The organism is Shewanella sp. GXUN23E, from assembly GCF_050865035.1.
In the GTDB taxonomy this organism is placed as follows: Bacteria; Pseudomonadota; Gammaproteobacteria; order Enterobacterales; family Shewanellaceae; genus Shewanella.
In genome coordinates this window covers 1-17,056 of record NZ_JBOZWP010000010.1, presented here as the reverse complement: position 1 = coordinate 17,056, position 17,056 = coordinate 1, and the positions used below count along the sequence as shown (strand labels likewise).

The following is a 17,056-nucleotide window of genomic DNA, read 5'->3' as shown; positions in this document are numbered from 1 at the left end:
TTCTACTCACATTAGCCATTAAAAGTATAAGTCTTATTGCATATAAAAAAGCCGTTCAATAAATTTTTCATATGAATGTTGAACTTCCAACTTATTAATATCTGCATAAAATAAATTACAGTAATCTTCTTCATTCATTTTATTAAAGAGCTGACTCAGCTCAACAACCTTTTCACTAGTTATAGTATCAACCACAAAAACAGACTTAAAATCTCGCCAATAATCAGATCCAGCATAAGTATTAACAATAACAGGAACACCATTATCAATAGCTTCTAAAATAATAGTAGGCAGCGCTTCCGTCTTTGAATTAATAACTAAAATCCTAGCTTCATCTCGTTCTATGGAAAAGGGAGATTTTACAAAACCAAAAAATGTTACTCGATTCTCAATATTAATGTTCTTAACTTTATATTCCAAGAACTCTTTTTCAATACCATCGCCATATATATTCAATTTGAAATTATTTGGTAATTTAGCAAGTAAATCTAACGTAAAATCAACCCTTTTTAACTTAGCAAGGCTTGATATTGACAACAGCGTTATACTTTTTCCCGTGATAAATGCATTTTTTGAGACATTCTTCTTAAATTCAAAAGGGTTAGGGATAAACACCCCTTTCTGACTAACTGGAGATGAATTGATTCTTCTAGGGTAAGATGTATATGAAGCTTTATACAAAAGCCTATTTTTAAAACTCAAAAATTTCTTGTATTCTTCAAAATAACAATGATTCCAAAGGATAAACTTTTTTTTTCTATATATGATTTTGAATGGCAGTATAACCAACCCTAAAATACCTTCAGTTCCAATTATTACCTTATCCGCAAATTTTATTTTTGAATAAACTAATATTATAAATTTTACGTATCTTAGAAAAATAGAGTAATGTAATAAAGACTCCATATTGACCCAATCAAATGTTTCATGACAGGAAGACACCAATTGTTCAATAATTTTTTCTGCTCCCCCACCTTTAGCCCTAATAGTTAGGATTAGTACTCGCTCCATTCTTGAATCCTCTCCAATCTGAGATCCCACCATTTAATAGTGCCATAAGGGAACTTAGTTACAGTTCTATCTTTAATTTTCTTTGCAGGAACCCCCCCCCATATTTCATAAGAAGGTATGTCTTTTGTTACAACAGAACCTGCGGCAACTACAGCTCCATCTGATATAGTAATACCTTGCTTTACAATAGCTCCATGACCTATCCAAACATCATTACCAATTATAGTTTCTTTACATGAAATGTTTAAGACTCGTTTGGCACCATAATAACTATTAAATAAAATAGGGTGTGTAGTAAAAAAGTCTATTGGATGCTCAAATCCACCGAGGCTACAGTTTGATGATATAGATGTGAATTTTCCTACTTTTACATTAGACAATATCGTACCTCTATTAATGTAAGAAAAATCACCAATACTGAAATCACCATCAATATACACTCCGGCCTCAATCGTATTCATATAACCAATTTTTGAATGAAGAGGAATATCAAGAGTTTTAAGACTAAGTTTAGTATTTTTATATTTTATCTTAAAGTAAAGATATTTCATAATCTTTTTAAACATATCACTTCCAACAATGACTTAATATCAAGACATAGTATACTTTCTTTTATCAACCGTCTTCTCCATGCTTTATCTAAAGTGTGAAATTTACATATTGAAGTAAATGAAAGAAAATACTGAACAGATTTTGAAACACTTTGTCTCTCATATTTACCTAGTTTCAACTTGTAATCTCGATTCTTAGATAATTGTATTTGAGCATCTTGATGATACTCAAAGGTAGACCTTCCACTATAAAAGCAGTTATGTTCTTTAAAGATTTCACTAAATAACCATATCTCAGACAAACGGAATGCATGACTTGTTACATATTTTCTCAATACATCAGATTTTACAATCATCATGTAATCTGATGGGCGGCCTTCGAATTTTACAAAATCGCAATATTCATGAATTGATTTGACGCCAAAATCAACTAAACTTTCTCCGCCCTTAAAAGTGAAGCCATATAAATCATAACCTCGATTGTTAGCTCTAACATTTTCAATCGTATTAATAGAGTCTTGCAACAAAGTATCATCACTGTCTAGCAATATAATGTATTCATGACTAGCAAAAACAGAACCTTTCAACCTTGCTCTAACTGGCCCTCCATTATTCTTTAAATGTAAATGTTGAGATACTCTCGGGTCATCTAGCCATGTTTTAGAACCATCTTCTACCACAATTATTTCAGGTTTGGTAAAGTCGGAAAATGCTACCTCAATAGAGTCCAAGCACCTTTTAAGCTCAGTTACTCGATTATAATTAGCAATTACGATCGTATACATTTTCACCTCTTAAGATATAAACTTGCAATATCATCTTTAATAAAACTGCACCAGAAATAAAATAATTGTACTCACTTAAGCTTTCGAAAGTCACAATCAGATTCAATGTAATAACAAAGATCACCGAAATTAAAATGAGATCAAGAACTATAAATTCCTTTAATTTCTTTTGCATCTTTAAAGCAATTGACAAATTAACACTCGAGATTGCCATTAGAGAAACAAACAAAAATGTAGATATTAATATTTCGGATGAATATATATTTACCATATTTAATAAGAAGTAAGAATACTCTGAAAATAAGAAAATTAGCAAGGCTATGGTGACAACTATAAAAAGCAAGAAGGAGTTGACTAAAAAAACATTTACTTCTTTCTTCATTTCAGAACTTAAAACTTTTAATGTCAATAGGTTTAAGGGTATTACAATAAAATTAGACAATGATAAAGACAATGTATATTGAGCTAAAGAGAGTTTATCTAAAAATTCCGAAAAATTTATATATGGCAATCTTGTCATTACTATTGACATAATTGAGAATATATATATATAGCTCACATAATTGAATATTTTTCTTAAGCTAATAGTCTGGTAGATCATCGATTTTGTTTTATATCGCTTACTTAAAGATATAAAACAAAACAAAGGAAGTATAGGTGTAACAATAAACATCAATGCATAATATTTTTCATCAATATTAATGCCAGAAAAAAATTTTATAGGATTACTAAGCACAAAAGCCAATAAAACTATATTGCCCATTAATTGTAAAACTCTAGGGTATTCAAACATCCCTATAGAGTTCATCACTCCGACATTTAAATCATTGAATAGAGAGATATAGATAAATACAAATAGAACAGGAAGTATTAAATAATGATTTTCTAGAAAAAAAACACCTAAAACTATCGTAGAGATAACAGCCATTAATAAACAATATTTGTAAAGGCTTCTTGGTACTTTTTTCTCTCTACTTACCATTAGAGAAATTGCATTTGGCAACCCAAAAATTGCTAAAGTAATTGCGATCTGGAGATAACTCATAAACAAGTCAAAATCATATTTAACCTGCAAGCCATATATATCAATTATTTTAATCTGTATATAATATGAAATTAAAGAGCTTAAGTAAAGAACAAGTGTTAATGCAAAAAATTTTTTACTTTCCATTTCGATAAGCTAATCTTTTTGAATAGTAAAAGAACAAAACAATCAATAACAATCTTGATATTTCTATGAAATCACCTCTTACCCACATAAGTATCCCATAATAACCTGTTAGAATTAAAGCTTTATCAAAGTCATCTCCTTGTATAAACTTGCCCTCTAATTTATTTAAAAGTATAATAACTAAAAAAGGTATGAATACTAGACCTACATATCCAAAACGATAGTAAATTTCACCGACAAACGAAAAACCAAATCCACCACCAGCCTCGGCCCATCCAGGATCATATGCGACAGCAAACTCTGTAGCTAGCGAATTTAAAGGTTCTGCCCCCAACGGTACAATTATACTTTGCGGAAGAGTAGTCAATATAACCATCAATAAAGATTGATCCAAATTGCTAATTATATCTAAGTTGGAAATAATCATTGGTATGTTAGCTAATTCAATCGCCATTCTTAACAAAATCGAGCCCCCTTCGGAAGCTCCTCCCTCCCTTAAAGCTCCAGCAATAACAATCATTGGTAACAACATTATTGATAAAGAAAAACACTTTTTATAAGTGACTTTTTTTAATACTAGTAAAAAGGCCATAATTGATATAAAGCTATAAATAAAGAAAGAGCGACTTCCATACATAGAATAACTAATGACAACAACTAGCATTATTATTAAGTAATAAACCTTCTTATCATTTAGGTATTTAGAAAATATCAAAAAATAAAAGATCAGTAAAAATGGAAATAATGAGGTTGCCTTTATCACTTGTTCAGAAGCACTTTTATACCCTGCAATATAACCATTAGAGAGCACTTCAAACCCTAAGCTTACATTCTGATAAACAACTAATATAGCAAATAATGAGAAAAAATATAAAACCAATTTAGAATACTTATACTTTCTTAACCTGTATATAATACTTACGGACCTTTTCTTTAACAAAAGACTTATCACATGAAGAATTGTAATTGAAAAGTTCAATACCAAAAGTAATTGAATAACTATTTCATTGTCAAAAGAAACAAGCTCGTAATTAATAAATGAAGTTATGACTGAAGTAAAGCCAGTCAAAAAATTTATTAAAAATACAAATATCAGACTTGTTGGATGTGATTTTAGAATAAACAAGACCAGAATTAGCGTCAATAAATATAGACTCTCAAGCATTAATCCTCCAACAACATAAAAAAGGAACCAAATATAGGATCAAAAACAAGTTTATATAATTTAAATCTGAATCTTAATATTTAGTAAATTTTAGCTCACTCAACATAAATCTCAGAGCAATCCACTAATACCAAAACTGACTTTTGCTTTTAGATTACATTCTGTAACAGTAAACTTACTTTAATTCTTTTTCTTCACTAGAATATTTTAATAATTAGAATGAAACTCTCTATTCCTAAGAGTCAAAACCTGATAGTACGCCACAAATCGTGAGCAAAATAATATCTGACAATTTGTGTTCTACTTTAGTAGCTTGCCGGTAATCTTTTATAACTTAAAAAGCTCATAAATTGGTTAGTCAATTTAGTCACAATTCGGCTTCTTTTACATTGAAAAATACTAACGATGACCTATAAATTGCTCCTTAATTGAGTATCCCATGTTGTTACGAGAGTTGAGGAAATAATGTGTAAATTAGAAGATGTTAATTACACAAAAGCCTTTTAAAAATGAAAAATCTCATACAATTGCTCTGGATACATAGACCTTTCCCCTGTGCCGAATTCAATCAAGGGCGTTGTTGACTACTTGTATCATTTTCATTGGGAAACGTTTTGGCGAAAGTGTTAAAAATTCTGTGTCAAGTTAAAAATCACAGATCGATGTGGGCATCCAGCCGCCCTTCAAAATGGATAGATAATTGTAACAACGTCAAATTCCAGTTTTGAATCGGGTGTAACCATCGCTTCTTCGCCTTCAATATACCGGCATAGATCAGTTTGAGTAAACTGTTCTCGTTGACAAAACCGCCCTTAGTTTTGGCCAGTTTGCGAAACTGGCGGTGCACGACTTCAACGGCATTGGTGGTGTAGATTGCCTTTCGTGCGTATTCCGGGTATTTAAAATCGGTTGATAGTAGCGCCCACTTGTTGCGCCAGGATTTAATCACCATGGGAATTTATCGCCCCACTTGGCCTCCAATTCGGCCAGTGCCATTTCTGCGGAATTCAGTGTGGTCGCCTTGTAGATACACTCCAAGTCCTTCATAAACGCCTTCTGATTCTTGGATGGCACATACTTCATCGAGCTGCGAATTTGGTGGATGTTGCATGAGACTACAGACTGTGTGCAGGTAAATGGCTTCAGGGAAGCCGTTAAGCCCATCGACACAGGCAATCAGGTGTCTTTGATGCCACGATTATGCAGCTCGGTCAGTATGTTCAGCCACTGATGTGCGCCTTCACTCTCAGAGATATATAGCCCAGCAGCTCCTTTTTGCCCTCCACATCGTGCGCCAGTATGGTTTACATAGCTTTGCTAACAAAGCGGCCATTTTCTTTAATTTTATAGTGAATAGCATCAACCCAGAGGATGGGGTAAAACGCTTCCAAATCACGTTCACGCCAAGCCTGAAGCTCTAGTAGTAGTTTGTCGGTAATCACGCTGATAGTGACATTAGGAACCTCAATACCGTACAAGTCGGCGATATGGACTCGGATATCCAGATAACTGGTACCAGTGAAAACAGCGCAATGATTTGCCCTCCATCTCATCGATAAGATAGGTCTGGTTCTTTTTGACAGGTTGCGGCTCGAAGCAACCATCTCGATCACGTGACTTCAGCAACTCAGAGCTACCAGTGGCGCTTTCAAGTGTCTTGCTGGTCTTGCCATTTCTGCAGTTACCGGGTTGCTTAGCCTCAAGATGCTGGTCGATTTCAACATTAAGTGTCACCTCAGTAAGCTGCTTGATGAGCAGAGTGAGAATGCCATCTTTGCCAGTCAGATCTTTAACGGCCCCGAATACTTCAATGGCAGCGTCAATGACGAAAGTAGGTTTGGTCATTTGAATATCCTTTTTTATCTTATTCAAATGACACATATTTATGAACATTACCGATTTCGCTGTTTACAGGAATTGGATTCCTGTAGCTTCCTCGGGAAAAGACATTTTTAATCATAACTGTTCAAAATTGCGAGCTTTTACTTTCTATTCATCTCGGGGATTTTGCCTTCTGAGACAACTTTTATTCAAAATGAGATTGCTTGATTTGACTATCTCATTGTAATTCCGTGATTTCATTTATCTTACAAAACCAGCTCTAATAGGCATTTACATATGATATTGATTCTTGATTCTTGATTCTTGATTTCTGAATGCAAATCGAACCAATACAATCACAACACTCAGCATTCCACCAAGTAATGTGCCCAATATACAAATCAAAGCACGTTTTGGTCCAGCCTTTTCCTCAGGAATTAATGCGGGGTCAATTGTCTTAAACACATACTCGTCCCGCACATTTGCAAACATAATAGTTTTTTGTGCCTGTTCCATCAATTGGTACAATACAGTGCGCATATCTGTTACATTAGTTTTTCTAAGCTGGTCTTCTAAGAAATCTTGACCTCTGAGAGCTTCTTCAACATCACGCTGTTTCATAACTTGGTTGATGTCTGCAATCAGCCATTCGACCCATTGCTGAGCGACCGCTGGCGACAAATGTTCAACAGAAATTGTTACCATGCCAGTGTCTTTTGCAGTATTAACAGAAAACTTTTTTGAAAACGCTTTGTATGCTTCCTGCATAGATGGCTCAGGTTTAAATGGTGCTTTAACTTCCCGTACCCACGTTTTTGATTGCGAATCGTATAATTCAGGATCAAAAATTAAATCATTGTTAGCCATGTCCCATTTTTCTGCGGCCATCAATTCTGGCAGAATTTCGTGCTTTTGAATAAAGTCACTTATAAACTGACGTGATTTCATGACTTCAATCGCAAGTTGTGACTTGTCAGCACCGCCACCGCCTAAATTTATGCCTGCTATACTTGCTAGGCCACCGAATTGACCTGCTAGTGCAGCAAGACCGCCACCGCTGCTTTCTGATTCAGCAGGCGCAAGTAAAGCTTCAGACTTATATATATTTGGTTGGCTCAGTGCAAAAATTACAGAGCCGATGGCAAATACTGTAGTGATAGCAATAATTAGCCATTTACCTTGCCATATGACTGAGAATAGTTCTCGGAGATCGATTTCATCATCCCGCGTCATTTGCGAGAATTGTGCATCAGTGTAGTTTTGATGATTTTGAATTTGATTGGTCATGTGTTTTTAGGTTCTAGGTTCTAGGTTCTAGGTTCTAGGTTCTAGGTTCTAGGTTGAAAAGTGTAATCAGCAGCATCTTCTTTCACACTGCCTTTTCGAATTTTTATCGGGCTTGCAATCATTGCTGAGATTTCCTTGGCTTCTTTTATTAGCAATAAGCCAGACTCTTTCTCAACAACTCCGATCTCTATAGCAATATATAGCTGAGTGACAAGTTCACCTGTAGAACCTTTTGCAAAGTAGAGAAACCTCGCAGACTCAGCCTGAGATTCTCTTTCCTCACCCCCTGCAATGTTCGAAGCTATAGACACGGCAGCAAGAGTCATCTGATCTCTCAGACCAAAGTCTCGACAGTCTTTAAGCACCTTATAAATATTGCAAGATAAACGGCATGCTCGCTTCCATTCGTCAAGATTTTCAAATTTCATACCTAATCCTTTAGGTTCTATGATAGGTACTAAGGTTTAGATTCTAGATCCTAGCGCCTCGAAGAGGCATCCTAGAACCTAGCTCCTGAACTTGCTACGCCAGTTACAACCCTGAGATCGTGGCGACTGCTACTGCGGTGTTGTAGATGATCTGAGTGACCTGGCTCCATAGGGTCAGGTTATCTTTATACTCTGTATCAAGTGGCACGATAACCGTATCTCCAGGGATAAGCTCATCGCGGTTGTTGAACCAGAGTGAAGCACTTGGCAGCATCACGCTGCCATCGGCTTTGAGTACATAGATACGGTCATCATCGGCGCGTTTACGCGGGCCGCCGGCCATCTCCAAGTAGTCGTCCACTGTCAGACCTTTTTTGTATCTATGAGTGGAAGCATGCTGAACTTCACCCATGACAGATACGGTTTGACGGTTGGATGGGATGTAAACGATATCCTGATTTTCTAACTGGATGTCAGCCTGCTGAACACCCATGGCAATAGCAGGCATGTCAACAACCAAGCGCCCCACTGGTTTCATATTTTCCAGGTCAGTTAACATTAGCTGAGCGTCGGCGTAGTTAACCACATTGCCATCCTTTGAGACTCCGCGGGTAGCGATGTCACGTCGCAATTGATCCGCCAGTTTTTTAATTTCCAGCTTTTCCTGCTTGCGAATGGACTCACGCACAAACACTGATGCTGGCAGATAGGCATATTCAGTAAAGCCTCCTGCGCGGTTAATCACTCCGCCTAATGTTTCACCACGGCGGATATTGTAAACACCAGGGAATTTAACCTCACCTCGGATTTCGACTGATTGGTAGTCCTGCCAGTCCGGGGTGGTTTTCACCGTTAAGATGTCTCGACCTTTCAAAGCGATATTAGAGGCTTTGTTACCCGCCATAGCGTCAGCCAACGCTACACCAATATGCTCGATTTGCGATACCTGATTATCAGTGACAGTACGAGTCAATTCTGCCCTTGCCGTATATGCACCTTCTTTCAAACCTCCGCCTGCAGTGATTAATGTCAACACATCTGCATTGTTGGGAAGAGGGTATATACCAGGATGGCGCACCTGGCCATTGATTGCGACGACCTTAACGGGGGTGCCTGCACGTGCCTGTGCGTTCAGTTTCACAATAATTGGATAAAGCAATTCGTTGCGATTCATCTCTCCACTCAGGCGAATAAGGTCTGCGTCCTCAAACATGTTAGCCAACATCTTGTTAACTTCACTGGTGATGAGTTCTTGTTGATCATTCATTTCAGCTTTATTTTCGCCAGAAACGACTACTCCGCCCAATTCGCTGCGTTGACTGAGCATACGCTGTTGTAGCTGACTGAAACCGGCTTTGAATAAATCACTGCCAACCAAGCTGTCTCCGGTCAAGGCTTCGACCTTGCTGACTCTTGCCTTTACAAGTTTGTTCAGGGCATAACGATTTTGAGTTTCATCATCGAAGTTGAAGATGATCACCTTATCACGCGCATTCAATGTTAGGTTTTGTGCTGGGTCTTTTACGGTAATCGCTTTACCAGGCGCAAACTGCAACACTTCGATATCACCAAAGGCATTGATTTCACGGATCACCAAACCAAAGTCAAGATCGGCTGACAACGCAAGTTCGCCCCAAATGGAGGGAAACAAATCACTGATGCGTTGCCCTTCGAACCACTGGTATTTACCCGGACGAACCACTGCGCCTACAACTGTAATCGCATCTTCAAACTGATTGGAAGCCGACTTTACGTTGAGGGAATCACCGGCCTGTGCTTTTACTTTTTGTCCTTTTGAAGAGGTCAAATCTACATTGACAATGGTTTTCATACCCTGACTGTTGAAACGCTCAACAGTGCTGGACTTCGGAAAAGCGCCAGTGCGTAGACCGGCTGCCATCGTCAATACATCACCCAGGGTGTCACCATTTTTCAATTCATAAATTGCAGGACGACGAACTTCACCAGTCACATTGATCTGTGCTTTCACTGACGGGATGAATACGACGTCACCGGATTGCAGACGAATATCGCCCGAGGCGTCCCCCTTCATCAGCAAATCATAGAGGTCGAATTTACCAACCAGTTTGCCATTGCGTTTTACCTGAATATTTCGCAGTGAGCCGATGTCATTAATACCGCCAGCCACAAACAAGGCCTGAGTTACGGTTGACAGACTGGAAACAGTATAAGAACCGGGTTGGAATGCATCACCGGCCACAAAAATGCGGATAGAGCGCAGCTCGCCCATGGTGATATTTGCATCAACACCAATCATCTGATTTTTGATTTGCTTGCCGAGCGACTCGCGCAGCTCGGAAAAGGTCAATCCGGCTACAGAGATAGGACCAAGGTCGGGAAAGTTAATACTGCCATCACGATTTACAACCAAAGTAAAGTCTTTGTTTTCTTTACCGAACAATTGAACTTTGATGTTATCCCCTGGACCAATCATGTAGTCAGCAGGGACTGGCGCATCAGACACCGGAGCAAAGGTCGTTGGAGAACCCGCAAACAATTCGATTCCGAAGCGCTTAAGCTTTTTTTCATGTTCATCTTCACTGAAGTCCACCACTTTTTGGGCCGATGCTGACTGGTCCTGGACCTGGGCCGCGTCAGAACGCGGTGCTACCACCTGAGGATTGGCAAGTTGTGTGGATTGATTACTGCCACCGGAAATCATTGAAGGGTCAATACCGTACTGACGAGCCAAACGCTCCTGCTCGGCTCGAGGCAACTGTTTAAATTGCTCAATCATCTGGGGGGATGGGGCAATGGCATTGGCCTGTCCCGTCAGGATTGCCAAAGCACTCAGGCCCGCAATGATGAGGGTTTTGGTTTTGTTAAACACCGGTTTCTCCGTGGCAAAGACTACAAGATTTAGGATTGGAATTATTTTAATGCTCTGGGGAAGAGCTGAATTTAGTTCTAGGTTCTAGGTTCTAGGTTCTAGGTTCTAGGTTCTAGGTTCTAGGTTCTAGGTTCTAGGTTCTAGGTTCTAGGTTCTAGGTTCTAGGTTCTAGGTTCTGCAAAATGACAGTGAGTGCCGAGATTAAAGGCAATAGCTAGTGACAACAGATTACGGAACGCTGCGCTTACGGAATACTGATAACCGACAGCAGATTGTTGAACACTACACTTACGGATTAGTGAAAGCAGTAGCAGAGCCTTGTCTGTAGGCCGTTCTATAGCGACGAAGTAGCATTCTGGAAATTCAGGCACGCTACCGACCCGCGTGACCGCCAGAGGCCTTCGGCTATAGCTAAACGAATGAAACTATTCATTCGATGCTCTTCGAGCACGCTACCGCCCATGGATTACGGCCTCCAAATTGCCCTTAGATTCCTCTAAACACCTAATTTTTAGTAACTTACGGATAATTGCTTTTAAAACAGCTATTCGTAAGCCACTCTGGTAACTAATCACCCTATCTCAACAATCCCTATCTACTATGCTCTCAAGCAAGCGCGGCATTATATCAGCTGCAATCTCACTTCCCTGTTGCAATTTTCACCAAAACAGCCGTAACTATGTGTGTCATCTCCCGCTTAGCACTCTAAAAGTCAATTCTTCGTCACTTTGACAACATATCAGGCTAATAACTCTTCAACAGTGAATATGAACTCAAGATGAATACCTGCACGAATGGCAAATGTCTTACAGCAACCTATGGCAAGGTCTCACATATCCTTCGCAGCCAAAGGCGCTGGCATCAGTTGCTCTCTGGGTACTTTCATCAACTGCATTTTGCCCAGCACCTCTAGAAGTATCATGCACCTTTCATTACTGCTGTGTTTCTCAAACACCCCTTCAAGAGCTGTAAACGGGCCTTCAACAAACTGCACTTTGTCACCAGGCGAAAACTCATAGTCTGCACGGTTTTCTTTAGATTCCGTAGTCCAGGCAGATTCTGTGATATCTATTATCCCCAGGGTCTTCTCCTGCCTTCGAAGTGCAAACACCAAATGGCATAAAGGCGTCATCTGTTCACGACAGTCAACAATACTGGCAATACCACGGGTAGATTTGATTCGAGCGACACTGGTTACAGTGGGATCAAACCTCGCAAACAGATAGTTGGGAAACAGCGGAGCCGATTCGACCACATCCTTGCCTCGAACCTTTTTTTTGATACGAACCATTGGTAGATAAGTTTGAATCTGTTGCAAATGGAGATTTTGTTGAGCCCTTAGCTCACTTTTCGGTTTACAGTAAAGCAGGTACCAGGCATTCATTTGCAACTCTCAAGGTATAAATCAGGTGAATTCAGCATTCCATTGGCAGCCAAGCATACTACTAAAATGCCCTTATGAAGGAAAGTATCCATTAGTCGTCTGCTTATTTTGTATCACTATGTATCAATTTAGTTAATTTCGGGCGTTACTACACGGCCTGAAGTCCTCAATACCCACTCCTATTTTTGCCAAATGTTACGCTCACCGACAGTTCGAATGGCCGCATCCGCATTGACTTTTGTCGTCATTAAAGGGTATATAAACTTGGTATTTTAGGCATTTCAATGCCAATAACGATAAAAAAGTCCTGTGAATTGCCTTTTTGATGTTCGCAACCGGATCTTCATCTGCTGTTGCCGTCGTGGAAAAGTCTGTTTGCCGATAATTGCTGACGGCCTATGTAGCCGCTCAGACGTACACAAGCTGAAGGTGGAGTTTTAATGAGCGCAGTAAAACCTCAGGGGACCATGTTGGGTCACCCAAAGGGATTGTTCCTGCTGTTTACAACAGAGCTGTGGGAGCGATTCAGTTACTATGCGATGCGGGCTATTCTGGTTCTGTATCTTGTTGACCAGGTTCAAAATCAGGGCGGTGGAGGTCTGGGATGGACCCAGGCTGATGCACTTTCCCTTTATGGTACTTTCACCGCTCTTGTCTATCTGACACCACTGATTGGTGGCTGGTTGGCCGACAATGTGCTGGGGCAGCGTAAAGCAATTTACCTGGGCGGCGCCCTGATGGCGGCCGGTCAGTTTACTCTGGCAACCCCTCACGCTTGGATCCCCGGTCTTGAAACCACAGTGTTTTATATTGGTCTGGGCATTTTGATCCTCGGTAACGGTCTGTTCAAGCCTAACATCTCAACTATGGTTGGTGACCTTTATGAAGAAGGTGATCACCGTCGTGACGGTGCCTTTACCATTTTCTATATGGGTATCAACCTGGGTGCCGCGTTGTCCGGTTTTGTTGTCGCCTGGGCATACACCCATTTTGGTCATACTGAAGTTGTCAATGGCCAGGAAATTTTCGTCAATAACTGGCAGGCAGGTTTCTTCTGTGCCGGTGTTGGTATGATTATTTCGTTAATTATTCAGTTCCTGTTTGCCCAGAAGTTGCTGGGGGATATCGGTACTATTCCTGCAGCCAAACTAGAAAAACAGCGCGCAGCTGAGCGCGGTGAAGTTCGTAAGGAACCACTGACCAAAGTAGAGCGTGATCGTATCAAGGTCATCATGGTAATGGGCTTGTTCACCATCATATTCTGGGCTGGCTTTGAACAGGCCGGTGGTCTGATGAACCTGTTTACCAATGACTTTACCGACCGTTATATCGGTAGCTGGGAAGTTCCAACAACTTACTTCCAGTCATTGAACGCTATCTTTATCGTGTTGTTTGCGCCTGTTGTTGCTTCCATTTGGGTGCGCATGGGCAGCAAAGAGCCAAACTCTCCGGTCAAATTTGCCCTGGGTTTGTTCCTGTTGGCAGTCGGCTTTGTATTTATGATGGGCGCCGTTGTAGAGATGAACGGGGATCCGACATCTAAATCAAGCATGTGGTGGTTGGTGGGAGCTTACTTCTTCCATACTATGGGCGAACTGTGTTTGTCTCCTATTGGTCTGTCTATGGTGACCAAGCTGGCACCTCTGCGTATAGCCTCTCTGATGATGGGGGCATGGTTCCTGTTCATCGCCGCGGCCAATAAAGTTGCCGGATTTGTCGGCTCACTGATTGGTCATGGTGGTACCGAGGAAGAGCAGCTGGCTAATGCCATGTCTATTTTTTCCGGTATTGCGATTACCGCAGTAGCATCGGCGATTCTGCTGTACTTTATGGCAGACAAACTGGTTGACTGGATGCACGGCGCAGAAGAAGGCCACCACAAGAGTGAAGAAGCTGCACTGGAAGAAGAAATCAGCATTACAGGCGAGCACGAAGCAATTATCAAAGAAGCGCCTAAGGCATAGTTATCGGTTGTAGATTGAAAAACGCCTCAATTGAGGCGTTTTTTATTTCCGTTGCAAAATTCTCAATTAGTCTATTTTGCACCCGCCCTCGACGCTTGACGCTTCCATCATCGCCGGTTAAACAGGCAATAGTACCCGCTGCGTTCTTCCAAAATTCACCTATTAAGACTCAGTTGTATAAAACCACCAGGAGTCGCCAAGGGATCTTCAACCAGACCAACAAACTGATCTTTCAACAATTGAGGTTTAAGATTCGTATCGTGACTGATAATGCACATGGATTCAGCCGTTTCAAGATTTCTGAACTGATAGCTTGGTTTCCCCCAACCCAGAATTCCCAGCTGTAACGCTTCATGCATTGCAAGCGGCATCAGCCCTTCTACATTGCGAACATAACATCTTAGCCCCTGTCCAGCCTGAGCAACTGCAACTCTGCGATGCTCTATATCCAACACCAGATAGATCATGTCAACCGTCAGGTCCAATCCCGACTTGACTAATCTTTCATTGAGGTAACACAACAGGTTGTAAGGTTCAGTGACCATATCACTGGTCCCACTTCTGAACGCTTTAAGCTTTTGATTGATAAAGCTGCGAAGTAATACCGAGGCAAATGCGGAACGACTATCTTCCGGATTAAAATGTGCCATATACATCATTGCATGGCGACTGCCGACAAGCGCGGAATCGATGTAGTAACTGCTTACTTCCTGCGTTTTAAAAAGACTGTACGCAAATTTAACACTCCCCAAAAGCTGCACAGATTCCGCAGGGAACAATTGACTCTGTATCTGGCCGCCGGCAAAAGGGTCCTGCACCAGCTGAGCCAAATTAGCCTCAAGCTCCTGATGCGACAACCTGTCCAAATCCGTTGCTAAAGGTGCCGGTATTTGTTGCTTCATACACTGATGAATGGCCTGTTCAATTGCGAGTAAATCAAACACAGGCTTAACCAGATAGTCATTGGCGCCAATTCTTAAGGCTTCCACCACATCGGCCATGACATTGTTACCTGAAATGACAATTGAAGGAGTTCCAGGTCTTATCTTCGACATCTCTTTAAGCATATCCAAACCACCAAGATTTGGCATGGAGAGATCAGCCAGGACCACATCGAAGTCCCCCTGACGGAACTTATCTATTCCATCCAGGCCGTCACAGGCTTCAGTAATATTAGCGCCACGACTCAGTAAAAACTCGGCGACCAGCTTTCTGAAAACCGGGTCATCTTCTACCAGCAAAACAGATACATCAGGTAAAGCCATGTCAGATCCTTCTGGCTGGTTCACCTTCCCCGAATCTCAGGTCAGTCCAGCTCGTCTAAGTATTCATCAAGCAGTTCGTCGTTATCCTGTGTCACAGGGACGTTGCCATCATAAACCTTATAATCCATATGTTGAAAATAGGCATTTTTTACAAAGGTATAGGGATCAAGCGAGTTGTCAATCAGGCGTTCCTGATCAATCGCATCCGCCCTGGCATGTAAGCTCTTGATACCCCACTTTAATGCCGATTGAATAAAGGTTAATTCTGACAGTGGAAAGTATAGATCATCCACCCAATCAGATGCGATTTCCCGGGTGACGTAAGGGCCGACGACCGGTGCCATAATATAAGGACCATTAGGAACGCCGTAATACCCCAGGACTTCATTGAAATCATCCTGTTTTCGCTCCATCCCCATCATATTGGCGACATCGATAAATCCAGCCAATCCCAGAGTGGTGTTGACCACAAACCGGCCCCCGGCATTGGCAGCCCATCCCCATTTACCCTGCAGGCTGTTATTGATAAGCGATGAGGGTTCTTCCAGATTATAAACAAAGTTGATCAATCCCAGCTTGACGGGATTGGGGACATAGTCTTTATAAGTGTGAGCGACAGGTTTGTAGATGTACCTGTCCAGATAGTCATAGTTAAGATCCCACATGGCACGGTTAAAGCCTTCAAGTGGGTCTCTGGGATCGTCATAAACCACTTTGATATCGGATTGACCATCTGCGTTCTGCTGCTCTTGTGCGGGTAAGACTTCAAAACTCAAAGCCGCACATAACACCATGAATACTGACTGATACTTCATAATTCGCTCTTGCTGTAACCGGACGGACCTGTCGCCCACAGGTGTCCCGGCAGGGATATCACTTTGTCTGTTATTATCTTGGGGGAAATTAAGCCTAAAACTGCTATGAGACATTCGCTGGATACTGATTGATAAAACATCAACCGTATAAGAGTATTCCGAACTGGTGAGCACTCAATCCAACGCTTAGCCGGATCGCCAGTGCTTCGCCCCCATGGCTAGTTTGCACCTTCCATTTAAAGGACAAAGGATACTGGCTGTACAGACAGAATCAATTTTTATTTGTGAACAATAGTGTCTGTTTAGTCGAATATGAACAGATATCATGCACATCCAGTCGATCGTTCGATAATTGTAATCACAACCGGTGAATAAGGCATTACCACAGGTATAACTGTTCCAAGATTGCGAGCTCTTCGTTGAGAACTGAGCCAATCAACTTACGGCCCCGCACTCAAAGCTCACAGAAATTCACGGTAATTTCCAATCAATGAAATGATAACCTGATGAAGTTTTAAGGAACGCTTCCTGTACCTAACCTCAGATCTGCATAAGCGA

Annotated in this window: 14 protein-coding genes and 2 pseudogenes; 1 reads left to right on the top strand and 15 read right to left on the bottom strand. The window is 40.8% G+C overall.

Annotated elements, in window-relative coordinates; all coding sequences use genetic code 11:
* Nucleotides 1-33: 33 nt before the first annotated feature.
* The 13 genes and pseudogenes from ACRRUX_RS10530 to rfaH all read right to left on the bottom strand — a co-directional run bounded on the left by ACRRUX_RS10530 (nucleotide 34) and on the right by rfaH (nucleotide 12,454).
* The gene (locus ACRRUX_RS10530) at nucleotides 34-1,011 is read right to left on the bottom strand and encodes a glycosyltransferase (protein ID WP_432529978.1); all 978 of its coding nucleotides are present in this window, start codon (nucleotides 1,009-1,011) and stop codon (nucleotides 34-36) included.
* Nucleotides 996-1,577, bottom strand: coding sequence for a CatB-related O-acetyltransferase (locus ACRRUX_RS10525; protein ID WP_432529976.1), 582 nt, complete (start codon nucleotides 1,575-1,577; stop codon nucleotides 996-998). Before ACRRUX_RS10525 ends, ACRRUX_RS10530 begins: the two co-directional genes overlap by 16 nt.
* Nucleotides 1,559-2,347 carry a glycosyltransferase family 2 protein gene (locus ACRRUX_RS10520; protein ID WP_432529974.1) on the bottom strand — a complete coding sequence of 263 codons (789 nt, stop codon included), beginning with the start codon at nucleotides 2,345-2,347 and terminating at the stop codon, nucleotides 1,559-1,561. The genes ACRRUX_RS10525 and ACRRUX_RS10520 overlap by 19 nt, the downstream gene beginning before the upstream one ends.
* Nucleotides 2,325-3,518 carry a hypothetical protein gene (locus ACRRUX_RS10515; protein ID WP_432529972.1) on the bottom strand — a complete coding sequence of 398 codons (1,194 nt, stop codon included), beginning with the start codon at nucleotides 3,516-3,518 and terminating at the stop codon, nucleotides 2,325-2,327. The genes ACRRUX_RS10520 and ACRRUX_RS10515 overlap by 23 nt, the downstream gene beginning before the upstream one ends.
* Nucleotides 3,508-4,716: an O-antigen polymerase gene (locus ACRRUX_RS10510; RefSeq protein WP_432530213.1), complete on the bottom strand. Its 1,209-nt coding sequence runs from the start codon at nucleotides 4,714-4,716 to the stop codon at nucleotides 3,508-3,510. The genes ACRRUX_RS10515 and ACRRUX_RS10510 overlap by 11 nt, the downstream gene beginning before the upstream one ends.
* 214 nt (nucleotides 4,717-4,930) lie before the next feature.
* Nucleotides 4,931-5,030 (bottom strand): annotated as a pseudogene (locus ACRRUX_RS10505) (transposase family protein); the annotation flags it as partial.
* 305 nt (nucleotides 5,031-5,335) lie between these two features.
* Nucleotides 5,336-5,937, bottom strand: a pseudogene (locus ACRRUX_RS10500) (transposase).
* A 50-nt stretch (nucleotides 5,938-5,987) separates the two neighbouring features.
* The gene (locus ACRRUX_RS10495; protein WP_432529970.1) at nucleotides 5,988-6,236 is read right to left on the bottom strand and encodes a transposase; all 249 of its coding nucleotides are present in this window, start codon (nucleotides 6,234-6,236) and stop codon (nucleotides 5,988-5,990) included.
* Nucleotides 6,148-6,528: a transposase gene (locus ACRRUX_RS10490; RefSeq protein ID WP_432529968.1), complete on the bottom strand. Its 381-nt coding sequence runs from the start codon at nucleotides 6,526-6,528 to the stop codon at nucleotides 6,148-6,150. Before ACRRUX_RS10490 ends, ACRRUX_RS10495 begins: the two co-directional genes overlap by 89 nt.
* A gap of 267 nt (nucleotides 6,529-6,795) precedes the next feature.
* Nucleotides 6,796-7,791: a Wzz/FepE/Etk N-terminal domain-containing protein gene (locus tag ACRRUX_RS10485; RefSeq protein WP_432529965.1), complete on the bottom strand. Its 996-nt coding sequence runs from the start codon at nucleotides 7,789-7,791 to the stop codon at nucleotides 6,796-6,798.
* Between the two features lie 41 nt (nucleotides 7,792-7,832).
* A complete protein-coding gene (locus ACRRUX_RS10480) occupies nucleotides 7,833-8,219 on the bottom strand; it encodes a four helix bundle protein (RefSeq protein ID WP_432529963.1) in 387 nt (128 codons plus the stop codon).
* Between the two features lie 103 nt (nucleotides 8,220-8,322).
* Nucleotides 8,323-11,070: an SLBB domain-containing protein gene (locus ACRRUX_RS10475; protein ID WP_432529961.1), complete on the bottom strand. Its 2,748-nt coding sequence runs from the start codon at nucleotides 11,068-11,070 to the stop codon at nucleotides 8,323-8,325.
* Nucleotides 11,071-11,899: 829 nt separating this feature from the next.
* Nucleotides 11,900-12,454 carry a transcription/translation regulatory transformer protein RfaH gene (rfaH, locus tag ACRRUX_RS10470; protein WP_432529959.1) on the bottom strand — a complete coding sequence of 185 codons (555 nt, stop codon included), beginning with the start codon at nucleotides 12,452-12,454 and terminating at the stop codon, nucleotides 11,900-11,902.
* Between the two features lie 440 nt (nucleotides 12,455-12,894).
* On the opposite strand from rfaH, the gene ACRRUX_RS10465 reads away from it, so the two are divergent.
* The gene (locus tag ACRRUX_RS10465) at nucleotides 12,895-14,418 is read left to right on the top strand and encodes a peptide MFS transporter (RefSeq protein WP_432529957.1); all 1,524 of its coding nucleotides are present in this window, start codon (nucleotides 12,895-12,897) and stop codon (nucleotides 14,416-14,418) included.
* A 155-nt stretch (nucleotides 14,419-14,573) separates the two neighbouring features.
* Here the strand turns inward: ACRRUX_RS10465 and ACRRUX_RS10460 are convergent, their stop codons facing one another.
* Together ACRRUX_RS10460 and ACRRUX_RS10455 are read right to left on the bottom strand one after the other, a co-directional pair.
* Nucleotides 14,574-15,683: a response regulator gene (locus ACRRUX_RS10460; RefSeq protein ID WP_432529955.1), complete on the bottom strand. Its 1,110-nt coding sequence runs from the start codon at nucleotides 15,681-15,683 to the stop codon at nucleotides 14,574-14,576.
* A 41-nt stretch (nucleotides 15,684-15,724) separates the two neighbouring features.
* Nucleotides 15,725-16,498: an MlaA family lipoprotein gene (locus ACRRUX_RS10455; protein WP_432529953.1), complete on the bottom strand. Its 774-nt coding sequence runs from the start codon at nucleotides 16,496-16,498 to the stop codon at nucleotides 15,725-15,727.
* Between the last annotated feature and the right edge of the window lie 558 nt (nucleotides 16,499-17,056).

What these genes read in the sequence shown, in the direction of transcription:
- ACRRUX_RS10485 (WP_432529965.1), bottom strand. Translation starts at nt 7,791, where the DNA reads ATGACCAATCAAATTCAAAATCATCAAAACTACACTGATGCACAATTC.
- ACRRUX_RS10480 (WP_432529963.1), bottom strand. Translation starts at nt 8,219, where the DNA reads ATGAAATTTGAAAATCTTGACGAATGGAAGCGAGCATGCCGTTTATCT.
- rfaH (WP_432529959.1), bottom strand. Translation starts at nt 12,454, where the DNA reads ATGAATGCCTGGTACCTGCTTTACTGTAAACCGAAAAGTGAGCTAAGG.
- ACRRUX_RS10455 (WP_432529953.1), bottom strand. Translation starts at nt 16,498, where the DNA reads ATGAAGTATCAGTCAGTATTCATGGTGTTATGTGCGGCTTTGAGTTTT.
- ACRRUX_RS10465 (WP_432529957.1), top strand. Translation starts at nt 12,895, where the DNA reads ATGAGCGCAGTAAAACCTCAGGGGACCATGTTGGGTCACCCAAAGGGA.
- ACRRUX_RS10515 (WP_432529972.1), bottom strand. Translation starts at nt 3,518, where the DNA reads ATGGAAAGTAAAAAATTTTTTGCATTAACACTTGTTCTTTACTTAAGC.
- ACRRUX_RS10520 (WP_432529974.1), bottom strand. Translation starts at nt 2,347, where the DNA reads ATGTATACGATCGTAATTGCTAATTATAATCGAGTAACTGAGCTTAAA.
- ACRRUX_RS10495 (WP_432529970.1), bottom strand. Translation starts at nt 6,236, where the DNA reads ATGAGATGGAGGGCAAATCATTGCGCTGTTTTCACTGGTACCAGTTAT.
- ACRRUX_RS10460 (WP_432529955.1), bottom strand. Translation starts at nt 15,683, where the DNA reads ATGGCTTTACCTGATGTATCTGTTTTGCTGGTAGAAGATGACCCGGTT.
- ACRRUX_RS10525 (WP_432529976.1), bottom strand. Translation starts at nt 1,577, where the DNA reads ATGTTTAAAAAGATTATGAAATATCTTTACTTTAAGATAAAATATAAA.
- ACRRUX_RS10490 (WP_432529968.1), bottom strand. Translation starts at nt 6,528, where the DNA reads ATGACCAAACCTACTTTCGTCATTGACGCTGCCATTGAAGTATTCGGG.
- ACRRUX_RS10530 (WP_432529978.1), bottom strand. Translation starts at nt 1,011, where the DNA reads ATGGAGCGAGTACTAATCCTAACTATTAGGGCTAAAGGTGGGGGAGCA.